The sequence below is a fragment of the Dyella sp. AtDHG13 genome, assembly GCF_003201105.1.
Taxonomy (GTDB): domain Bacteria; phylum Pseudomonadota; class Gammaproteobacteria; order Xanthomonadales; family Rhodanobacteraceae; genus Dyella; species Dyella jiangningensis_B.
Map to the genome: position 1 here is coordinate 50,890 of NZ_QICJ01000002.1, position 21,363 is coordinate 72,252.

The 21,363-nt window shown below is 67.5% G+C and carries 15 protein-coding genes; 7 read left to right on the plus strand and 8 right to left on the minus strand.

The window, feature by feature from the left end:
- Window positions 1-43: 43 nt before the first annotated feature.
- The 4 genes from BDW41_RS03025 to BDW41_RS03040 form a co-directional block, all read right to left on the minus strand.
- A complete protein-coding gene (locus BDW41_RS03025) occupies window positions 44-2,350 on the minus strand; it encodes a family 20 glycosylhydrolase (protein WP_074546491.1) in 2,307 nt (768 codons plus the stop codon).
- Window positions 2,337-3,383: a glycosyl hydrolase family 18 protein gene (locus tag BDW41_RS03030; RefSeq protein ID WP_110301522.1), complete on the minus strand. Its 1,047-nt coding sequence runs from the start codon at window positions 3,381-3,383 to the stop codon at window positions 2,337-2,339. Before BDW41_RS03030 ends, BDW41_RS03025 begins: the two co-directional genes overlap by 14 nt.
- An 8-nt stretch (window positions 3,384-3,391) precedes the next feature.
- A complete protein-coding gene (locus tag BDW41_RS03035) occupies window positions 3,392-5,017 on the minus strand; it encodes an alpha-L-fucosidase (protein WP_233496785.1) in 1,626 nt (541 codons plus the stop codon).
- A gap of 88 nt (window positions 5,018-5,105) precedes the next feature.
- Window positions 5,106-6,128 (minus strand): glucokinase, encoded by a 1,023-nt coding sequence (locus BDW41_RS03040; RefSeq protein WP_233496754.1) that lies wholly within the window; start codon window positions 6,126-6,128, stop codon window positions 5,106-5,108.
- A gap of 292 nt (window positions 6,129-6,420) precedes the next feature.
- On the opposite strand from BDW41_RS03040, the gene BDW41_RS03045 reads away from it, so the two are divergent.
- Genes BDW41_RS03045 through BDW41_RS03070 form a run of 6 tightly spaced genes read left to right on the plus strand, consistent with a single transcriptional unit; the run spans window position 6,421 to window position 12,451 of the window.
- Window positions 6,421-7,446 carry an aldo/keto reductase gene (locus tag BDW41_RS03045; protein ID WP_074546497.1) on the plus strand — a complete coding sequence of 342 codons (1,026 nt, stop codon included), beginning with the start codon at window positions 6,421-6,423 and terminating at the stop codon, window positions 7,444-7,446.
- Complete coding sequence (locus BDW41_RS03050; RefSeq protein ID WP_074546499.1) at window positions 7,443-8,294, plus strand: amidohydrolase family protein; 852 nt, start codon at window positions 7,443-7,445, stop codon at window positions 8,292-8,294. Before BDW41_RS03045 ends, BDW41_RS03050 begins: the two co-directional genes overlap by 4 nt.
- A 25-nt stretch (window positions 8,295-8,319) precedes the next feature.
- Window positions 8,320-9,066, plus strand: coding sequence for an SDR family oxidoreductase (locus BDW41_RS03055; RefSeq protein WP_074546500.1), 747 nt, complete (start codon window positions 8,320-8,322; stop codon window positions 9,064-9,066).
- A 13-nt stretch (window positions 9,067-9,079) separates the two neighbouring features.
- The gene (locus BDW41_RS03060; RefSeq protein WP_074546503.1) at window positions 9,080-9,937 is read left to right on the plus strand and encodes a fumarylacetoacetate hydrolase family protein; all 858 of its coding nucleotides are present in this window, start codon (window positions 9,080-9,082) and stop codon (window positions 9,935-9,937) included.
- 39 nt (window positions 9,938-9,976) lie between these two features.
- Complete coding sequence (locus BDW41_RS03065) at window positions 9,977-11,296, plus strand: enolase C-terminal domain-like protein (protein WP_074546505.1); 1,320 nt, start codon at window positions 9,977-9,979, stop codon at window positions 11,294-11,296.
- Between the two features lie 3 nt (window positions 11,297-11,299).
- Window positions 11,300-12,451: an alpha-hydroxy acid oxidase gene (locus tag BDW41_RS03070; RefSeq protein WP_074546507.1), complete on the plus strand. Its 1,152-nt coding sequence runs from the start codon at window positions 11,300-11,302 to the stop codon at window positions 12,449-12,451.
- A 137-nt stretch (window positions 12,452-12,588) separates the two neighbouring features.
- Here BDW41_RS03070 and BDW41_RS03075 read toward each other — a convergent pair whose 3' ends face one another.
- Together BDW41_RS03075 and fucP are read right to left on the minus strand one after the other, a co-directional pair.
- Window positions 12,589-12,939 (minus strand): L-rhamnose mutarotase, encoded by a 351-nt coding sequence (locus tag BDW41_RS03075; RefSeq protein ID WP_074546509.1) that lies wholly within the window; start codon window positions 12,937-12,939, stop codon window positions 12,589-12,591.
- Window positions 12,936-14,237 (minus strand): L-fucose:H+ symporter permease, encoded by a 1,302-nt coding sequence (gene fucP, locus BDW41_RS03080; protein ID WP_074546511.1) that lies wholly within the window; start codon window positions 14,235-14,237, stop codon window positions 12,936-12,938. The genes BDW41_RS03075 and fucP overlap by 4 nt, the downstream gene beginning before the upstream one ends.
- A gap of 178 nt (window positions 14,238-14,415) precedes the next feature.
- Here fucP and BDW41_RS03085 point away from each other — a divergent pair, with 178 nt between their 5' ends.
- Entirely contained in the window at window positions 14,416-15,195 is a 780-nt protein-coding gene (locus tag BDW41_RS03085) for an IclR family transcriptional regulator (protein ID WP_074546513.1), read from the plus strand.
- Between the two features lie 106 nt (window positions 15,196-15,301).
- Here the strand turns inward: BDW41_RS03085 and BDW41_RS03090 are convergent, their stop codons facing one another.
- Window positions 15,302-16,111, minus strand: coding sequence for an OmpA family protein (locus BDW41_RS03090; RefSeq protein WP_074546515.1), 810 nt, complete (start codon window positions 16,109-16,111; stop codon window positions 15,302-15,304).
- 59 nt (window positions 16,112-16,170) lie between these two features.
- A complete protein-coding gene (locus BDW41_RS03095; RefSeq protein ID WP_074546517.1) occupies window positions 16,171-21,078 on the minus strand; it encodes a YadA-like family protein in 4,908 nt (1,635 codons plus the stop codon).
- Window positions 21,079-21,363: the final 285 nt, after the last annotated feature.

Sequence of the window (21,363 nt, forward strand, 5' to 3'; positions counted from 1 at the left end):
ACGCATGCAACCGGCGCCTGTCGTGGCCCGATGCTCCGGCACCTCAGCGTTCTCCCGAGGCAGAAGCCGTGAACGACACGCGATTGATGGCCGACAACAAACCATTGATCGGCGCCGTGGACACGACGCACACATCATGCGTACCGGTGCGGGCGGCCCACGTCGCGGCGACACGATAGGTCGTGCCGGGACGCGCTTCCACCGGCAAGGCGAGACTCGCGATCACAGGGCCGCCGCAGCCATCGAGGTGGACTTCGAACTCGCCGGCCGGCGTATGCGCCGCACGCGAGACGACTTTCGACGCATCGTGGGCAAGCCCGTAGTTGCGCGCCAGCCACGCGCCATCGATGGCGATGCCGGACACACCATCCAACGACACCTGCGACAGCGTCCAACAGCTGTTCATCACGTCGACGTTGTAGACCGGTGCGGGCGCGGTGGCATCGGGCAGCAGCGGCACGCGCACACCCAGATCGCCGTTCGGGCAGCCGCGCAACGCACTACCGTCGAAGCTCGACAGCGTTTGCGTGTCGAAGCGCTGGCTGCGCACGCGCGCCAATGGCAGGCCATCGCTGACGAACGAAGCAGCACTGACCGTGGCGGGCAGCGTGATGTCGATCGGCCCGCGATACACGGGCGAGCCCGCGCCCGGCACGCTGCCGTCGGTGGTGTAGCGGATGATGACGCCGGGCACCTGCGTGGCGAGCGTCACGGCCACGCCTTTGCCCGTGCGCCTAGCCTGCATGCCGACCGCGAAGGCGCTGTCGGCGTAGCGGATGTCCAGCTGTCGGTAGCGCGCGAACTGGGCGGGAAGCCGCGCGATGAATCCGTCGAAATGACGCTTGTCGGCGGGCGTCCACGCGACTTCCGCAAGCGCATCCATGCGCGGGAACGCCGCGTGCTCGATCTGCCAGGGCGCTGTGAGGTACTCGGCCCAGATATTGGCCTGCGCGCCGAGCACGTGCTTCGCCTGCTCGGCGGTGAGTTCGGGCGACACCGGCTCGAACGCGTAGACGGTAGCCAGCGTCTGCACCCCGAGCCGGCCGGAAGGCTCGTCGTCGAGATGGCTTTGCAGGTTGTCGAAGTAAAGCGTCGGCGCCGGCGACAACACCACGTCGTGTCCCAGGCGTGCCGCATCGATGGCGCCCTGCGTGCCGCGCCAGGACATCACCGAAGCCGATGGCGGTATGCCGCCTTCGAGGATTTCATCCCAACCGATCAGGCGACGGCCATGCCTCGCCAGGTATTGGCCCATGCGCTCGATGAACCAGCTCTGCAAGGCCTTCTCGTCCTTGAGGCCCAGCGAACGCATGCGCGCCTGCACCGCGGCGGATGCCTGCCACTGATCCTTGATCGCCTCGTCACCGCCGACATGGATGAAGGTGGACGGGAACAGCTCCATCACCTCGTCCAGCACGTTCTGCAAGAAGGTAATGCTGTGATCGTCGACGTTGAACAGATAAGGATTCACGCCCCAGTCGATCGACACAGCCGGCTGTTTGCCGGTCACGCCGATATCCGGATACGCCGCCACGGCGGCCTGCGCATGTCCCGGCATGTCGATCTCGGGCACCACGGTGATGTGGCGCGCCGCCGCGTAGGCCACGATGTCCTTCACCTCAGTCTGGGTGTAGTAGCCGCCATAGGGCTTGCCGCCTTCCGGCGGCTGGCGCCATGCACCGACCTGCGTGAGCTTGGGATAGCGGCGGATTTCCAGCCGCCAGCCCTGGTCGTCGGTGAGATGCCAGTGGAAGACATTGAGCTTGTGCTGCGCCATCGCATCCAGCAGTTGCCTGACCTCGGCCGGCGGCTCGAAGTGACGTGCCGAATCGAGCATCAGGCCGCGCCATGCAAAACGCGGCCAGTCGGCCACGTGCACCGAAGGCACCGTGACCGCGCCCTTGGCCGCGTCCGGCGTCAACAATTGCCAGGCGCTCACCGCGCCATAGAACAGCCCCGCGGCATCGCGCGCACGGATGTCGATGCCATGCGCATCGACGTCGAGCACATAGCCTTCGGCCTGCGCGACGCTGGCGGCGGCATCGCTGCGGATGACGATGCCGCCGCGACGCGCAGCCGTGGCGTCTTCGATCACCGGCAAGGCGAGCCCGCGCGTGCGCGCGAGCAGGTCGGACAGATAGCGCGCCGCGTTGGCCGCGGCACGATCGCCGGGCGCGACGTGGATGGCGTCCGCCGCGGTCACGGTATAGCCGCCCTGCTTCACGCTCGCCTGGGCGGGCAACGGAATGATCGGCAAGGTGCCGACGGCATGCGCGATGCAGGGCAACGCCAGCACGCAAGCAATCGCCCATCCGCGCCACGCAAGGCGCGCCGGCTTAGCGAACGGCATCGGGCAGTACCTCCCAGATCTTGGGATCTTCCGCGCCCAGCACCCAGGCGCAGAAACCTTCCAGCTTGTATTGGTTGACCACGTCGTAGCGGTCGCGGAAGGCGTGGGCATCCGGCAGGAACACCCATTCGCGCATCTGGTCGCGGTAGAAGTAGAACCACGACTCGTGCTCCACCGGATCCCACTGCATGGTCGCGTTGAACTGCTTGGCCAGCGGGAACGATTCGTCCGCGTCGATGTATTGCGCGGAAATGTTCGAGTGTTCCTTGCCGTCCTCGCCCACCGGGTTGCCGGCAAACCAGTGGTAGCCGTACAGGCCAATGCCCAGCGAGAGCTTTTCCTTCGGCACCAGTTTCATGGCGTAGTCCAGGTGCTCCATCACCCATGGCATGCCGGCCACGGGGCCGGGCGTGGTCCAGCGGGTGTGCTGGTCGTAGGTCATCAGGCAGACCAGGTCGAGCACCTGCCCCAGCGCCTTGAGGTCGTACGCGCCGCGCCAGTATTCCCACATCCATTTGCTGAAAGGCCCCTGGCCCGCGTAACCCGGCGCATTGGGCACCACCGCCATCGAGAGCTTGAGGCCGTGCTTGTGCAGCGCCTCGGCGGTCTGTCGCGCCAGCAGCGTGAGCGCATCGCGATCGGTCCAGGCGATGTTCTCGAAGTCGAACTGGAAGCCGGTGAAGCCATGCAGCTTCGCCTGCTCCACCATGCTGTCGATCATCGCCTTCTTGGCCGTTTCGCTGGCCAGCAGATCGTGGAACTGCTTGCGGTCGCCACCCGCGGAAATGATGGGCATCACCGGCAGGCGATGCGCCTTGGCAAGCTTCATCACGTACAGGTCGGGCCCGCCGGAGACCAGGCCGTTGCCGTCCACGCCGTACCAGGTCGGCACCAGCAGGTCGATCTTGTCGATGTGCGCCTCGAGCGAGTTGATCGATTTCTGCGATTCCATCATGTAGAACAGCGCAGTCGGCGCCTTGGCGAAGGCGCTGGTCGACGCCAGCCCCAGACACAGCCACAGGGCTGGGAACATCCATCGTTTCATGGTGTGGCCTTGAGCGAGTTCGGCGAGGCGAAGGTGATGCGGTAGACGTACGCGTCGCTGCCGATGGGTTGCGAGGGAAGGCGCAGGTGCAGGCCACCGGCGTCCTGGGTGAAGGCAATGGACTGGTTGTCGGCCACCGACTCGACGCGCGCCACTTTCTCTTCGGGCTTGATCGAATGGATGGTGGCCTGGTGCGTGGCGGGCCAGCCCAGTTCGATCGCATAGAGCCTGCCGTTGCCGGTGGTGAAGCGGAAATCCTCGGCGGTGTACGGCTTGGTCTTGGTGTCCTGGAAAGTGCCGGTGGCGACTTCGGTCGGACCCTCGCCGAACGTGCGCCATGGCTTGCTGCCGTAGATGGCCTCGCCGTTGGCCTTCAGCCAGCGCCCGATGCTGCGCAGGGTGTCCTGCGCGCCTTCGGGGATGGTGCCGTCCGCGCGCGGCCCCACGTTGAGCATCAGGTTGCCGTTCTTGCTGACCACGTCGGCCAGCAGATGGATGATGAAGGTCGGCGACTTGTACGTGTCGTGCTCGATGTAGCCCCACGAGTCGTTGCTGATCGAGGTATCCGTCTGCCAGTGCGAGGCGTGGATGCCGCGCAGCTGGCCGCGCTCGATATCCAGTGTGCCGGCGCCTTCCGGGAAGTCGCCCAGCTTGTAGTTCACCACCACGCCGTCGCGCTTCGCGCCTTCGTTGTAGTAGTACGACAGCAGGGTCGGCAACGTATTGCGGAAGGTCGGGTGGCCGATCCACCAGTCGAAATAGATCAGGTCCGGGTGGTACTTGTCGGCCAGCTCCGCCGTGCGTGCGAGCCAGTCTTCCAGCCAGGCGGGCGAGACATAGGTCCAGTCGTCGGCGAGGTTCTGGTCGTCCTTGCTCAGGTGCGCCACGGCCGGGCCGTATAGTTCCGCGTTGCGCGGATCGTTGACGTCCGAGTCGAAGTCGCGGCCGCCATCGAAGAACCAGTCGTGCTCGGCCCGATGGGAGGACACGCCAAAGCGCATGCCCTGCCCGCGCACGGCGCGCTCCAGTTCGCCGATCACGTCCCGCTTCGGGCCTTTCTTCGCCGCTGTCCAGTCCGACAGCGCCGAGTCGTACATGGCGAAGCCGTCATGGTGCTCGGCTACCGGCACCACATAGCGCGCGCCGGCATCGCGGAACAGCTTGGCCCACGCATCGGGATCGAAATGCTCGGCCTTGAACATCGGCACGAAGTCCTTGTAGCCGAACTTCGCCTGCGGGCCGTAGGTGGCCACGTGATGGGCGAACTCCTTGGTGCCCTGCTGATACATGTTGCGCGAGTACCACTCGCTGCCGAAGGCCGGCACCGAATAGACGCCCCAATGGATGAAGATGCCGAACTTGGCATCGTCGTACCAGGCGGGTGAACGGTACTTCTCAAGGGAAGCCCAGTCGCTGCGGAACGGATCCTGGTTGGCGCCCTTCGCCACGCGCTGCAGGATGGCGTTCCGCTGCGGCGCGAATCGGGCGCTCGCCTGCTGCCAGGCCTGATCCTGCGCGGCGGGCGACAAGGTGTCGGCCGTCGGTGCCGTGGCCGATTGCGCCAGCGCGCCGGTGCACAGCAACACGCTTGCCAGCAGTACGCCGTGCGCAGCCGCTTTCATCATGCTCGTTCGCCCCCGATGGAAAGAAAGATCGCCATGCGCGATGGTCGTTCGTCATGCCGCCTGACCATCCGTGGCGCGGCGATCATCACAGGCCCAGCCGCCAGTTCGCCGCGCCCAGCACGCCCAGCCGACCATGCTCGACGACGAACACGGGCGTGCGATTGAGGAAAGAGCGCATCACGCCCTTGTCCAGGAACCGTTCGGTGAACGGCCCCGCGCGCAGCACGCTGGCCAGCCGCGCGAGAAAACCACCGGCCAGGCACACGCCACCGCTGGCGCTGAAGGCAACGGCCACGTCGCCGCAGAAGGCGCCGAGCCAGCGGCAGAAATGATCGACCGTCTCCATCGCCAGCGCGTCCATGCCCGCGAGCGCCATGGCGGTGATCTCGCTGGGGTCGGCGCAGGTCGCCGATACACCGCGCACCGAGGCCAGCGCGCGATAAAGACGCAGCAGGCCGGGGCCGCTCAACACGTGCTCGTACGAGACATAGCCATCGACCGGCCCCAGCTCGGCGCGGATCGCCTGCTCGATGCCAGGCCGCACGGCCAGCTCCATCTGGCCTGCCTCGGTATGCAGCACGCGGGCCGGGCTACCGGGCAACCACAGCGCCGCGCCCAGCCCGGTGCCCGGCCCCAGCACGGCGACGGCGCCGTTCGGGTCGGCCACGCCGTCGACGATGACCGTGGTGCTGTCCCGGTCGACCTGGCCGATGGCGTGCGCGAATGCCTGGAAGTCGTTGAGCACGTCGACGGACGCGAAGCCGCCCTCGATCCGCAGGCGCTCCAGCACCACCGGCCAGGCCAGGTTGTCGTTGACCACCGCGCCACGTTCGACAAAGCCCGCGCAGGCCAACACCAGCGCTTGCGGATGCACGCCGTGATCGCGGCAGAAGACGCCAAGAATGTCTGCGAGTGAACCGTGATCGGCGCAGCGATAGTTCTTGTAGGCGAGGATGTCCGGCCGTCCGCCCTGCGCATCGGGCATCACCAGGCCGATGCGCGCATGCGTGCCGCCGACGTCCGCGGCGAGGAAGGGCGATGCCGATGGCCCGCCGCGATCCAGGCCATCGAGGAAGAGCGGCTCACCGAGCTTTGGCGATGGGTCCACAGGCACAGGCTCAAAGCCCCGATCCGATAACGGCGTCATCACTCCACCCCGGTAGCGCACGTCTGGACATGTTCATGGCCAAACCGAACATTTATTAGGTGACCGAAAGCATCGAAGCGCTTCGCATCCGGGCGCGGATGCTCCCCGGCCGCGCCCCGTTTCGTGCTCACATATAAACCTAGTTTTTATCCATGCACAAGTAGTACGATGCGGCCGGACATCCCCGGCGGCCATGCCGGGGCCTCGGTGGCACCACTTTTTCCTCCCTTGGGAGGCTGGCTCGGGGGTCTTGATGCCGGTTCAGCACGAAGCCCACGACTCCTCCGGCGCGCCGGCCCCGGCCGATGCGCGCGTGGCGGCGCTGGCCTTCGGCGGTGCGCCGGCCGGCAACCTCTATGCCGGCGTGGACGACGAGGTGGCGCGCGAGGCCATCGCCCATGCATGGCGACGCGGCATCAGGCACTTCGACACCGCCCCTTATTACGGATACGGCCTCAGCGAGACCCGCATCGGCGATGCGCTGTCCGGCGTCGAGCGCGCCAGCTACACCCTGTCCACCAAGGTGGGTCGCCTAGTCGATGTCGACGAAGGCCGGCACGACCGCGCCGACGGCTTCGCGGTCGACGGTCGCCGCGCGTACTTCGACTACACGCGCGATGGCGTGCTCCGCAGCCTGGAAAGCAGCCTCAAGCGGCTGCGCACCGATCGCATCGACCTGTTGCTGCTGCACGACATCGGCCAGCTGACCCACGGCGAGCGCCACGCGCAGGTGCTGGCACAGGCGCTGGACGAAGCATTGCCGGCGATGGCCGAGCTGCGCCGCCAGGGCGTGGTCGGCGCCATCGGCCTCGGCGTGAACGAGGAAGCCGTGTGCCTGGACGTGATGAAGCGCTTTCCGCTGGACGCGCTGATGCTGGCCGGCCGCTACACCTTGTTCGAGCAGGCGCACAGCCAGGCCGTCATGGCCAAGGCCGCCGCCGATGGCGTGTCGGTGCTGATCGCCGGCCCCTACAACTCCGGCCTGCTGGGCTCGGACAACGGCCCCGGCGACACCTACGACTACGCGCCCGCCTCGCCCGCCATCAGGGAGCGCGCGCAACGCTTCTACGACACCTGCGCACGCACGGGCACGCAGGTGGGCGCAGCGGCGCTGCAGTTTCCGCTGGCGCATCCGGCGGTGTCGAAAGTGGTGTGCGGCCTGCGTTCGGTGGCGGAGGTCGACAGTGCCATCGAACGCATCCGCGCAACGATTCCCGCCGCGACCTGGTCAGCGTTGATCGAGCAAGGCCTGCTCGATGCGCGGGTGCCCACGCCATGATCATCGACTCGCACCGCCACTACTGGGATCCCGGCCAGCTGGAGTACGGCTGGCTCGCGCAGGCGCCGGCGGCACTGCGGCGTCCCTTCCTTCCCGCGGATCTCGAATCGACGGATGCCTGCGTGCTGGTGCAGGCGGCGCCGGATGAGCGCGAGACGCTGTTCCTGTTCGATCTCGCCCGACAGAACCCGAACGTGCTGGGCGTGGTCGGCTGGGTGGACATGGAAGCCGACGACGCGACGCAACGCATCGCCGCGCTGGTGGAGCAAGGCCAGGGGCTGCTGCGCGGCATTCGCCCGATGGTGCAGGACATCCCCGATACCGAGTGGCTGGCGCGTCCGTCGCTGGACCGTGCCTTCGATTGCCTGCGCGATCACGCCCTGGTGTTCGATGCCCTGGTGGACAACCGCCACCTGCGCGCGCTGTCCCAACGGCTCACGCAACACCCGGGCCTGATCACCGTGGTCGATCACGGCGCCAAGCCGAACATCGCCGCGCGCGAATTCGCCGCATGGGCAAGCGCGATTGCGCGGGTCGCCCAGGTGCCGGACGTCATCTGCAAATTGTCCGGCCTGCTCACCTTGACCGGCGAGCAGGCCGACGTGGCCGCGATAGAACCCTACGCCATGCACCTCTTTGAAAGCTTCGGCGGGCGCCGCGTGATGTGGGGCAGCGACTGGCCCGTGCTCGACACGCATGCCTCCTACGAAGAATGGAAGGCCTGCGCGCAGGCGCTGACGCGACGCTTCGCGCCGGGCCACGAGGCCGATGTGTTCGGCGAAACCGCGGCGGACGTCTATTCACTTGCCGCGCGCATGGCGCCGGCTTTCTCCGGGAGAACCGCATGAACACTTTCCTCAAGGTACGCAGCGCATGAGCGGCCGGCTCAGCGGCAAGCACGCGCTGGTGACCGCGGCCGGCGCAGGCATCGGCCGCGCCACCGCCCTCGCCTTCGCGCAAGCCGGCGCCACGGTATTGGCGACGGATATCCAGCAGGAGAGCCTGGACTCGCTGGCGCAGAGCCATCCGTCCATCCGCACGCAGATCCTCGACGTCACCGACGCTGCCGCCATCCAGTCGCTGGCCGCCGGCGTCGGGCGCGTCGACGTGCTGTTCAACTGCGCGGGCTACGTGCATGCCGGCACCATCCTCGACACGGACGATGCCAGTTGGCGGCGTTCGTTCGCCATCAACGTGGACAGCATGTTCCACCTTTGCCGTGCCCTGCTTCCCGGCATGATCGAGCGCGGCGCGGGCAGCATCGTCAACATGTCCTCGGTGGCATCGAGCATCAAGGGCGTGCCCAACCGCTTTGCCTACGGCACGACCAAAGCCGCCGTGATCGGCCTGACCCGCGCCATCGCCGCCGACTACGTGGCCGCCGGCATCCGCTGCAATGCGATCTGCCCCGGCACGGTGAAAACGCCCTCGCTGGGCGAACGCGTCCGCGCGCTCGGCGGCGACGAGGAAGCCGCATGGCGCGGCTTCACCTCGCGCCAGCCGATGGGCCGCCTTGGCGAACCCGAAGAGATCGCCGCGCTGGCCGTCTATCTCGCCTCCGACGAATCGTCCTTTACCACCGGCACCATCCACATCGTGGACGGCGGCTGGTCGAACTGATGGAAACCACCGCATGAAGCTCTGCCGCTATGGAAAACCCGGCGCGGAAAAACCCGGCCTGATCGATGGCGACGGCGCCATCCGCGACCTGTCCGGCGTGATCGCCGACATCACCGCCAACGTGCTCGGCCACGGCGGCTTGCGCCGCCTCGCCGCGCTCGACCCCGCGAGCCTACCCAGGGTCGAAGGCTCGCCGCGCTACGGCGTGCCGGTGGCGCACGTGGGCAAGATGCTCTGCGTGGGCATGAACTACGCCGACCATGCGGCGGAAACGAACGCGCCTGTGCCCGAGCAGCCCGTGCTTTTCATGAAGGCCACCACCGCCATCGGCGGCGCCAACGACACCGTAGTGATTCCGCGCGGCTCGGTGAAGACCGACTGGGAAGTGGAACTGGGCGTGATCATCGGCGAGGTGACGCGCGACGTGTCCGTCGAGCGCGCGCTGGATCACGTGGCCGGCTACGCGGTGGTCAATGACCTGTCCGAGCGCGAATTCCAGCTGGAGCACGGCGGCCAGTGGGTGAAGGGCAAGAGCTGCGACACCTTCGGCCCCATCGGCCCGTGGCTGGTCACCAGGGACGAGGTCCCCGATCCGCAGAACCTCTCGCTCTGGCTCGAAGTGAACGGACACCGCTACCAGAACGGCAACACGCGCACGATGGTGTTCGGCGTGGCCGCGCTGGTGAGCTACATCAGCCGCTACATGACGCTGATGCCGGGCGACGTGATCAGCACGGGAACGCCCGCCGGCGTGGGCCTGGGCCTGAAGCCGCCCACCTACCTGAAGCCGGGCGACGTCATCGAACTGGGCATCGACGGGCTGGGGCGCCAGCGTCAGGACGTGGTCGCTCATTCCGCGTCGCACGCGTAACGCGCCTTACTCAGTTCCCGGCACGGGAGGCCGGTCACGATGGTGAAGATTACCGCCCTGGAAACCTTCGACGTGCGTTTTCCCACGTCGCTGGCGCACGATGGCTCGGACGCCATGAACCCCGATCCGGACTATTCGGCGGCCTACGTGGTACTGAAGACCGATGCGCCCGAAGGCCTGGCGGGTTACGGGCTGGTGTTCACCATTGGGCGCGGCAACGACATCCAGACCACCGCGCTGGCGGCGCTGCGCCCGATGGTGGTCGGCCGTCCCGTCAAGGACATCGTGGACGACCTGGGCGCGTTCGCGCGCCTGCTCACCGGCGATTCGCAGCTGCGCTGGCTGGGCCCCGAGAAGGGCGTGATGCACATGGCGATCGGCGCGGTGATCAATGCCGCGTGGGATCTGGCCGCGCGCCTGGCCGGCAAGCCGGTGTGGCGCTTCATCGCCGACATGACGCCCGAGCAGCTGCTCAGCCAGATCGACTTTCGCTACCTCACCGACGCGCTCACGCCCGAGCAGGCGCTGGCCATCCTGCGCGAGGCCGAACCGCACAAGCAGGCGCGCATTGCGCAGCTCGAAACCGAAGGCTACCCCGCCTACACCACCTCGCCGGGCTGGCTGGGTTATACCGACGAGAAGATGCAGCGCCTTGCCAGGAAAGCCGTGGAAGACGGCTTCCGCACCATCAAGCTCAAGGTCGGCCTGCGCATGGAAGACGACCTGCGGCGCTGCCGGCTGGCCCGCGAGGCGGTGGGCCCGGACATCGCCATCGCGGTGGACGCCAACCAGCGTTGGGACGTCCAGACGGCCATCGAATGGCTCAAACCCCTGAAGGACATCGGCCTGGCCTGGGTGGAAGAACCCACCAACCCGGACGACGTGCTCGGCCATGCGGCCATTCGCCAGGGCGTGTCGCCCATCCCCATCTCCACCGGCGAGCATGGCCAGAACCGCGTGCTGTTCAAGCAGCTGCTGCAGGCGCAGGCGGTGGACCTCATCCAGATCGACGCGGCGCGCGTGGGCGGTGTGAACGAGAACCTGGCCATCCTGCTGCTTGCCGCGCGCTTTGGCGTGCGCGTGTTTCCGCACGCGGGCGGCGTGGGCCTGTGCGAACTGGTGCAGCACCTGGCGATGGCGGATTTCGTGGCCATCACCGGCAAGAAGGAGGATCGCGCAATCGAGTTCGTCGATCACCTGCACGAGCATTTCGAGGACCCGGTGACCATCGTGCGGGGACGCTACCTGGCGCCCAAGGCGCCGGGCTTCTCTTCCCGCATGCACGACGCTTCGGTGCGCGACCATCTGTTCCCCGGCGGCATCGTGTGGAAGGACGCTCCCAAGACAGCCATGGGGTGAGCCATGAAAACGCCAGTGACGAACATCGCGGACCTGCGCGCAATCGCGCGCCGCCGGGTGCCCCGTGCGTTCTTCGAATACGCCGACCGCGGCTCCTACGATGAGGCCACCCTGCACGAGAACCGCCACGCCTTGGATCGCCTGCGGCTGCGCCAGCGCGTCATGCAGGACGTGGACAAAAGATCACTGGCCACCACCATCCTGGGCGCGCCGGCCAGCATGCCGCTGGCCATCGCGCCGACCGGGCTGACCGGCCTGCAGCACGGCAGCGGCGAGATCCACGGCGCGCGCGCCGCCGCCGAAGCAGGCATACCGTTCTGCCTCAGCACCATGTCCATCTGCTCCATCGAGCAGGTGCGCGCGGCCTGCGAAACGCCGTTCTGGTTCCAGGTGTACGTGATGCGCGACCGCGGCTTCACGCGCGAACTCATCCGCCGCGCACGCGCCGCGCAATGCTCCGCCCTGATGCTCACGGCGGACCTCACCGTGCAGGGGCAGCGGCATCGCGAGATCAAGAACGGGCTGTCCGTGCCGCCCAAGGTCACCCTGCGCAACCTGCTGGACGTCGCCAGCAAGCCGCGCTGGGCGTGGAACGTGCTCAAGGCGCCCAGCCGCTCGTTCGGCAACCTGGAAGGCCGTATCGGCGGCGCCGACAGCCTGACCACGCTGGCGCAATGGATCGCCAGCCAGTTCGATCCCACCTTGAACTGGAACGACCTGGCATGGATTCGCGAGGAGTGGCCGGGCAAGCTGATCGTCAAGGGCATCCTGGATGCCGAGGATGCGCGCCTGGCCGTGCAGCACGGCGTCGATGCCATCGTGGTGTCCAACCACGGCGGCCGCCAGCTCGACGGCGCGCCGGGCGCCATCGACGTGCTGCCATCGATCGTCGACGCCGTCGATGGTCGCACCGAAGTGCTGTTCGACAGCGGCATCACCAGCGGCCAGGACCTGTTCAAGGCACTCGCGCTGGGTGCTCGCGCGGGGCTTATCGGCAAGGCCTTTCTCTACGGGCTGGGCGCAAACGGCCAACGGGGCGTGGCGCAGGCCATCGAACTGATACGGCGCGAACTCAGCGTCACCATGGCGCTGACCGGACAATGCGATGCCACGCGCATTTCGCGCGATGCGATCTGGCGCGATTCGCGCCCGTAGCCCGTAACCCGTAGCCCGGATGAAGCGAAGCGGAATCCGGGAACCACCACACGACACGACCCGCCATGGCGAGAGATTCACGCCACGCAACCCCGGATTACGCCTCCGGCTTCATCCGGGCTACGAGTTGGCGATCGCTAACCCGCGCACTCGCTCAAATCGAAAATCCGCTCCATCGGCACCCACTTCTGCCCCGCCGCGGCCCAGGGCAGCGGCTGCTGATAGGTGGACATCAGCGCCTCCCACGCCTGCACGCGTTCACTGGCGGCATCGGCGGCAGCCTTGGCGGCGGCGTCGAAATCCGGCGACACGCGCATCAGCATCACCAATCGCGTGCCGGTGCGGAAGATCTGCATGTCCAGGATGCCCGCCTCGCGTATCGACGCGACGATCTCGGGCCAGATGTATTCGCGGCGGTGCCAGCGTTCGTATTCGGCGATGAGTGCGGGATCGTCGCGCAGGTCCAGCGCCAGGCATTGCCAGTTCATGCGTTCGCTCCCGCCGGTACTCGTTGCCGCCGCTGCTGTGCGAACAGGAAGATGGCGACAAAGCTCACCGCCGGCACCAGCATGGCGTGCGCGATGCCGACGCGGTCGGAGGCGACGCCCATGGCCGCGGTGAGCACCGCGCCGCCGATGATCGCCATCACCAGCAGGGCGGCGCCGAGCTTGCGTTCGTCGTCATCCCTGCCCTCCACGCCCAGCGCGAAGATGGTCGGATACATCACCGACATGAAGAAACTCGACGCCACCAGCGCATAGATGCCCCAGCGCCCCGGAACGAATGCCGCCACCACCATCAGCAGCACGTTGATCAGCGCAAACAGCGCCAGCACGCGCGCTGCCCTGACGTGCTTCATGAGCGCCGCGCCGGCAAAGCGGCCCGCCATGAAGCAGACCAGGCCGATCGTGACGAAACTGGCGGCCACCTTGTCCGGCGTGCCCGGCATGGTGGCTTCCGCATAGCGGATCATGTGGCTGAACACGGCCACCTGCGCACCCACGTAGAAGAACTGCGCGGCCACGGCGCCGAGCAGGCGGCCATCGCGCAGCAGGCGCGAGAGCACGCCGCGCATGGCCGGCGCGCCTTCCTCCGCGTGCCCTCTGGCCGGAAAGCGCGTGAGCAGGATCAGCAGGCCCCAGGCGAGCACGCCCAGCCCGATGACCAGGTAGGGAATCTGCACCGCGGCCGCCTCGCTGCGCATGAAGGCTACGCGCGCCGCCGCGTCCATGGCCGCGAGCTCCGCCGGCGTGTGTTCCACCCCGGTGAAGATGAAGTGCTGCCCGATGAGCACGCCGGCGATCGACCCCAGCGGATTGAAGCCCTGCGCCAGGTTGAGTCGCGCGGCGGCCGACTTTGCCGGGCCCAGCAGGGTCACATAGGGATTGGCCGAAGTTTCCAGAAAGGCCAGCCCGCAGGCGATCACGAACAAGGCCGCCAGGAACATTGCGTACACCGCGTGGGCCGCCGCCGGCCAGAACAGCAGCGCGCCCACGCCATACAGGCACAGGCCAAGCACCACCGCCGACTTGTAGCCGTAGCGCCGCATGTAGGCCCCCGCGGGCAGCGCCACCACGAAATAGCCGAGATAGAACGCGCTTTGCACCAGCGCGGCCTGGAAGTCCGACAGGGTGAACGCCTTCTTGAACTGCGCCACCAGCACGTCGTTGAGGTTGTTGGCTAGGCCCCAGAGAAAAAAAAGACTTACGATCAATGCGAGAGGCAGCAGCGGCGTGCCGCCTCGGTAAGGATCACCTGCCGTCGTCGATGCGGCGTGTGGATGCATGGATGTCATCTCCGGCCCCTTGCGAATATGCCCAACGACACGGCACACGAACTGTGCAAATATGAACTTATAATTCACCTGTATAACAAGTTGCGGCGCAACATGGCAGTCCCGGCACGCAAACAAGGGCTATCCAACGGTCAGCCGCAAGACGCGCCACTCGATATCACGGATGCTTATGGCTGCTGAGTCCCCGAAATACCGCGCTCCCGCCCTCGACAAGGGATTGGACATTCTTGAGTTGCTGGCGCGCGCCGTCACGCCGCTGACCATCGCGGAGATCTCCGAAGGTGTGGGCCGCTCGCGCGGGGAAATCTTCCGCATGCTGCAGGTGCTGGAAGAACGCGACTACATCAGCCGCCCGGATGGCGAGGGCCGCTACGCGCTCACGCCACGGCTGTTCCGCCTGGGCATGGAACAGCCGCCGGTGAAGAGTCTGGTGGAAACCGCCCTGCCCGTCATGCATCGCCTGGCGGACGACATCGACCAGTCCTGCCATCTGGTGGTGCCCTCGCAGGAACAGATCGTGGTGATCGCGCGCGTGGACCCGCCGGGCGAAATCGGCCTGGTGGTTCGCGTGGGCCATCGCCGCCCCATTTCGCACTCCGCCTCCGGCCACGTGCTGCTGGCATGGCAGGACGAGGAAACGCGCGAGCGCTGGTTCAGCATGATGATCGCGCACGAGCCCAAGCTGCGCCGCCCGCCGCTGGAAACGGCGATACGCGAAATCCGCGCCGCCGGCGTCGCCACCATCGCGAGCCAGGTGGTGGATGGCGTCACCGATATCTCCGCCCCGGTGATGCAGCACGACCGCGCGATCTGTGCGATCACCATCCCCTTCATCGAGCGGCGCGGCTCCACCGTGAACATGGCGACCACCACGCGATTGCTGATCGAGGCGGCGCACGAAGTGTCCGAGGCATTGAGCCATCGCTCCACGCCATCGCTGGGCAACTGACGTTCGCGCGCCACTGCTTCCGCACAACATCCCGACGCGCGCGCACCCGGTCATGGCTGTGACCATGACCGGGTGGCAACGCTGAACGCTGCTCAGGCACGAAGCCTTACGGTTCCACTCTCACTTCGACACGGCGATTGGGCGCGAGACACGCCACCAGCTGCGCATGCGGGCCGTTGGGACAGTCCTTCACCGGATCGCTTTCACCCCTGCCTTCGGTGCGTATCTTCGAGCGCGGCACGCCATCGGCGACCAGCATGTCAGCCACCGCCTGTGCGCGACGCTCGGACAACGACCGGTTGCCGGCCGTCGTACCGAGGCGATCCGTGTAGCCGCTGATGCGGATGCTGCCCACCTGCTCCGCATGCTCGTTCAGGCGTGCCGCCAAAGCGGCCAATGCCTGCCTTCCGTCCGGCGTGATGTCCGCCTTGCCGAACGCGAAGAGCGCGTCGCCCGACAGCGTGAACCGACGCTGCGCCGGCGCGGCTGGCGGAGCGGGCTTGGGCTCGTCCAGCCACGCGGCGCAGGACGCGGGCTTCCAGTAGAAGCTGCGCGCCACGCTGTTCTCGTCGAACAGCACCTTGTACTGGCACACCGTCACTTCATCGCTGCCCGGCTTGCGGAAGTTGAACACGTAGTTCCACTCGCGCACGCCCCATAGCCCTTCGCTGAAGTGCGGATAGCCGATGAGGTCGGAGATCTGCGGCTTGCCCAGCCCCGCGCGCACCTGGCGCAGATTCGCCAGGCTCGGGAACGTGCCGCCCTTGTGCATGGGCGTGACGCTGTCCGGCGCCGGCCACACCAGTTCGGCGGCGGAGCCGCCATCCTTCGCCACGTTGCGGCTGACGTTGCCGCATGCCGCGAGCACCAGCGCGGCGCTTGCCGCCACTGCGATCTGTTTCCAGAGATTGTTCATATCGTTGATTCCTTCATGCATTGGAAGACGAATGCGGCGCAAGGCGCCGGTTTCGTCGCTCACCAGACCATGCCCGCGCCGACACCCGCGCCCGCGTCGCCGCGCGAGTTGGTGGTGGCGTTGAGCTTGAACACGTAGCGGCCGCTTTCGGTGATGGCGGAAACGCCCACGGCAACGCCGGTCTCACCATGGAACGCACCCAGCGCCACCGCCGCCGAGCTTTGGTTGGGCTGGTACGCCTGCGGCAGGCTGGCCAGCGCCATGGCCGAAGCGATGCCCGCATTGGCGCGGTTGCCGATGCGGTTGAGCTGCTGGTCCACGGTCTGGAAACGCTGGTCGACATAGTCCTTCGACCAGTTCTTGGCCTCCGTGAGTGCGTCGCTGAGCTGGCCTACGTTCACCGCGTCTGTGGCGTTCACGCCATTGGCCACGTTGGTGACGGTGCGTTCGTGGCCGGCCGAACCCACCGACACCGTATTGCTGGCGCTGGCCACCGAGCCGGCACCCACGGCGACGCTGTTGTCGCCGCTCGCGGTCGAGCCCGCACCCACGGCCGTGCTGTTGTTGCCCGACGCAGTGGAGCCCGCGCCGGCCGCCGTGGCGTTGTTGCCGGTGGCGGTGGATGCCGTGCTGTTGTCGCCGCTGGTCTGGTAGGTGTTGATGGTGGTGGTGACGGGGCTGCCACCGGGCGGCAGATTGCGGATGGTGTTGGACAGGTTGATGATCTGCGACCCCAGCTGCTCCAGCGTCTGGTTGGTGGCGTACAGCTGCGAGCCGTTGATGGCATCCGTGCTGGTGCTGCTGATGCGTCCCGCGGCCAGGTTGGTCAGCGTGCGCTCCGCGCCTGCCGCGCCGATGCTGACGGTGGAGCCCGGCGTGGTGCCGGCGAAGTTGTAGGTGGTGCCGTTGAGCGTGGTGCTTGCCGTGCCCACCGCGGCCGCCGTAGCCGAGCCCGCGCCCAGGGCCACGCTGCCGGCGTAGTCCGCCTGCGTGCCCGCACCCAGCGCCATCGCCTGGATGCCGTTGGATGTGGCCCTGGTGCCGAGCGCGACACCATCGGCCAGATTCACCGTGGCGTCCTGGCCGATGGCGGTGCCGCCCGGTGCGGTCTGCTGCACGATGGCGCCGTTGCCCATGCCGATGCCGTTGTCGCCGTTCACCGTGGTCTGCGGACCGATGGCGACCGATTCCGCGCCCGCCGCCAGCGAATCGGAAGCGGTGGAGTTGGCGTGGAAGTACTTGATCGGCGTCACCGAGAACGAGCTCATCGCACCCTTGAGCTGACGCAGCGTCACCGCGTCCTGGTCCTGCGTGCCGTCCGCCACGTTGGTGATCTGGCGGAAGTCGGTGGCGTTGCCCACCGACACGGCACCGAGCAGGTTGCGATCCGTCGTGTTGTACGGAACCACGTTGGTGCCGACCAGGATCGAGCCCGACGCCGGTGCGATGGCGCGATCGGAAACGGCGCCGGAACCCAGCGCCACACCGCCCAGCACGGTGGACTGCGTGTTCTGGCCCAGCGACGTCGCGCTGTCGGCGCTTGCCGTGGCGCCCACGCCCGCCGCGATGGCGTTGACGCCGCTCGCGCCGTTGTTGGCGTAGTTGCCGCCGGCCGTGCCGCCATCGTTGACGCTGTAGTAGTGCGTGGCGTTGGCGATCACCGTGTTGTTCAAGGCATCCACGGCCTGGTTGGTGGCGAACAGCTGCGAGCCGTTGATGGCATCCGTGCTGTTGCCGTTGACCTGGCCCGCCGCCACGTTGGTGATCGTGCGTTCGTTGCCGGTACTGCCCACGCTCACCGTGCTGTTCGGCGTGGCGCCCGCGTAGGTGTAGCTGTTGCCGGCGATGGTCGCCCCCGGCGTGCGCACCACCGCGCCAGTCACCGAGCCCGCGCCCAGCGCCACGTCGCCCACGTTGGTGCCGGCGGTGGCGCCATTGCCGATGGACACCGCATCCACCGTGTTGGCCGTGGAGACCGGACCGATCGCCACGCTGTTCACGCCATTGGCCAGCGAGTCGGCCAGGTTGGAGTTCGCGTGGAAATACTTGATGCCGCCGGTGTCGATCTGGTTGAACACCTGCTGCAGCGAGCTGTACGTGTTGCCGCCGTAGCTGATGCTGGTGTTGATGGCGCCGGTGGCCGGGTCGTAGGTGGTGTTGCCGCCATAGCTGTTGGCGACGGCATTGCCCAGGTTGGTCACGGTGTTGCCGAGGTTGGTGACGCTGGCGCCCACGCTGCCCACCGCCAGGTTGGTGGCGTAGAGCTGCGAGCCGTTGATCGCATCCGTGCTGCTGCCGTCGATGCGTCCCGCGGCGACATGGGTGATGGTGCGCTCCGCGTTCAATGTGCCCACGCTCACGGTCGAGCCCGGCGTGGTGCCGGCGAAGGTGTAGGCCGTGCCGTTGATCGAGGTGCCGGGTGTGCCCACTGCCGCTTCCGTCGTCGAACCCGCGCCCAGCGCCACGCTGCCGGCGAATGCCGCCTGTGCTCCGGCACCGAGCGCCATCGCCTGGATGCCGTTGGAGACGGCGTTGGTACCCAGGGCGACGCCATCGGCCAGGTTCACCAGGGCGTTCCCGCCGATCGCCGTGCCGCCCGGCGCGGTCTGCTGCACGATGGCGCCATTGCCCATGCCGATGCCGTTGTCGCCGTTCACCGTGGTCTGCGGACCGATGGCGACCGATTCTGCACCGACCGCCGCCGAGTCGGTCGCCGAGGAGTTGGCGTGGAAGTACTTGATCGGCGTGACCGAGAACGAGCTCATCGCGCCCTTGAGCTGGCGCAGCGTCACCGCGTCCTGGTCCTCCGTGCCGTCCGCGACATTGGTGATCTGGCGGAAGTCCGTGGCATTGCCCACGGAGACCGCGCCAAGCAGGTTGCGATCCGTGGTGTTGTACGGAATGAGGTGGGTGCCGACGGTGATCGAGCCCGACGTCGGCGCGATGGCGCGGTCCGACACCGCACCCGAACCCAGCGCCACGCCGCCCAGCACGGTGGACTGCGTGTTCTGGCCCAGCGATGTGCCATTGTCGGCGGTGGCCGTGGCGCCCACGCCCGCCGCCAGGGCGTTGAGGCCGCTGGCGCCGTTGTTGGTGTAGTTGCCGCCCGCCGTGCCGCCATCGTTGACGCTGTAGTAGTGCGTGGTGCTGGCGGTGACCGTGCTGTTGAGCGCTTCCAGCGCCTGGTTGGTGGCGAACAGCTGCGAGCCGTTGATCGCGTCCGTGCTGTTGCCGCTGATCCGTCCGGCGGCCACGTTGGTGATCGTGCGCTCCGCGCCGGACGCGCCCACGCTCACGGTGCTGCTCGGGTTGGTGCCGACGAAGGTGTAGGTGGTGCCGTTGATGTTGACGCTGGGCGTACCCACCGCCGTCGCGGTGGTCGAGCCCGAGCCCAGCGCCACGTCGCCGGCGTTGTTGGCCGTTGCCGCATTGCCGAATGCCACCGCGCCCGCCGCCAGCGCGCTGCTGGTGTTGCCCAGCGCCACCGAACCCTGGCCCTGCGCATTGTTGGTATTGCCGATCGCCACCGCGCCATCGCCATTGGCGGTGTTGTTGGCACCCATGGTCACCGCACCGTTGCCGGTCGACGTGTTGGGATCGCCGATGGCGACTGCGCCATTGCCGTTGGCGATCTGCCCTGAGCCCAGGGCGACGGCGCCGGTGCCACCGGTGACCTGCGAGTTGTGGCCGCCCGCGATGGAACCCGCGCCCGCCCCCGCGGCCACGGTATTGGTGTCGCCGATGGCGACGCTGTACGCCGCCCGCGCCGCCGACGCCTGGCCAAGCGCCACCGCGCTCTGGGCCGATGCGGTACTGGCGCCCAGGGCAACGCTATTGACCCCGGACGCCACCGTGAAGTTGCCCAGCGCGGTCGCGCCCACCGCGCTGGCGGTGACATCGATGCCGACCGCAATCGCATTGTTCGCGGTAGCGCCGCTGCCGGCCGCGGCGGTGGGCCGCGCGCCCAGGTACATGGAGTTGATGCCGGAAGCCAGCGCCTGCCTGCCGATGGCGATGGCGTCGGTCTGGCTCGCATTCGCCTGCAGACCCATGCCGATGGCATAAGCGCCCGACGAACTCACGTCGGTGCCGATGGCCACGGCGGATTCCGCCGATGCCCCCGTGCCCACCGTGCGCGCGCCCAGGTAGACCGCGTTGAGCGCCGTTGCATAGGCTTGCCAGCCCACGGCGGTGGAATGGGTGCCAAGGCTCTGGGTAGACAAGCCCACGGCCGTGGCGCCTTCACTGGTGGCATTGGTGAAAGCGCCCAGCGCGGTCGCCTGCCCGTTGTTCGCCTGGGCGGAGTTGCCCAGCACGACGGCGTTCTGCGCGCCCACCGCCTTGGCCGAACTGCCGATGACCACGGTACTGGTCGAGTTCGCATCGGCGGAGCTGCTGTAGCCAAGCGCGAGCGTATTCACGGCAAGCGCGGAGGACGTGGCTCCCATCGCGATCGCATTGCCGGCGGAGGCCGTGACGTCGGTGCCGATGGCGATGGCGCCACCCGACAGCGCGCCGCTCGACGGCACGGTGCGCGCGCCGATGTAGATGGCGTTGATGGCGGTGGTGTATGCCTGAAAGCCAACGGCGATGCCGTTCTGTCCCGAACTGTGGGCTGCGTAGCCCGCGGCGAACGCGCCCAGTACGTCGGCGTGGGAGACCGAGCCCAGGGCCGTGGCGCCAACACCGCTGGCGGTGGCGCCATAGCCCATGCATGAAGCGGTGCTGTTGTAGACGTTATAGGGCGACGCCGTGCAGTCCACCGACTGCGCCTGCGCCGACATGCTCCAGCCGGCGCCGCCGCCAATCGCCAGCACCGCGAGGATCGCACTGCGCAGGCGACGCGACGGCCCGTTCACCGCCGCCTGCTGGCCCTGGCCTGCGCGACGATGGCTCGTGGCCAGCTCGGAAACGACCACGAGCTGATTCAGCGCGCGGCTCCACACCTTCCTGTGAATCTTGTTCATGCCTAACTCCCTTGTGACTGATTCGACATGGGGGAGGTCGTCAGGGCAAAGCACAGGGCGCACGAAACCGATCGCGCATGCCTCAAGGCAAGGCGCAGGCGCAAAAACGTCCTGCGCTCACGCCGCCGGCATGAACGTTGATTGGAAAAAATCAGGAAAAAAGTCGGTACGCCCCGCTACTGGGAATCCCTGTATGCACAACCCCTGTTTTGTGCCGAGGACAAACGAAACGGCATGACTGGGGAATCAGCCTGATTCGTCTCGTTCTGCTGTTGCGACTCCCTG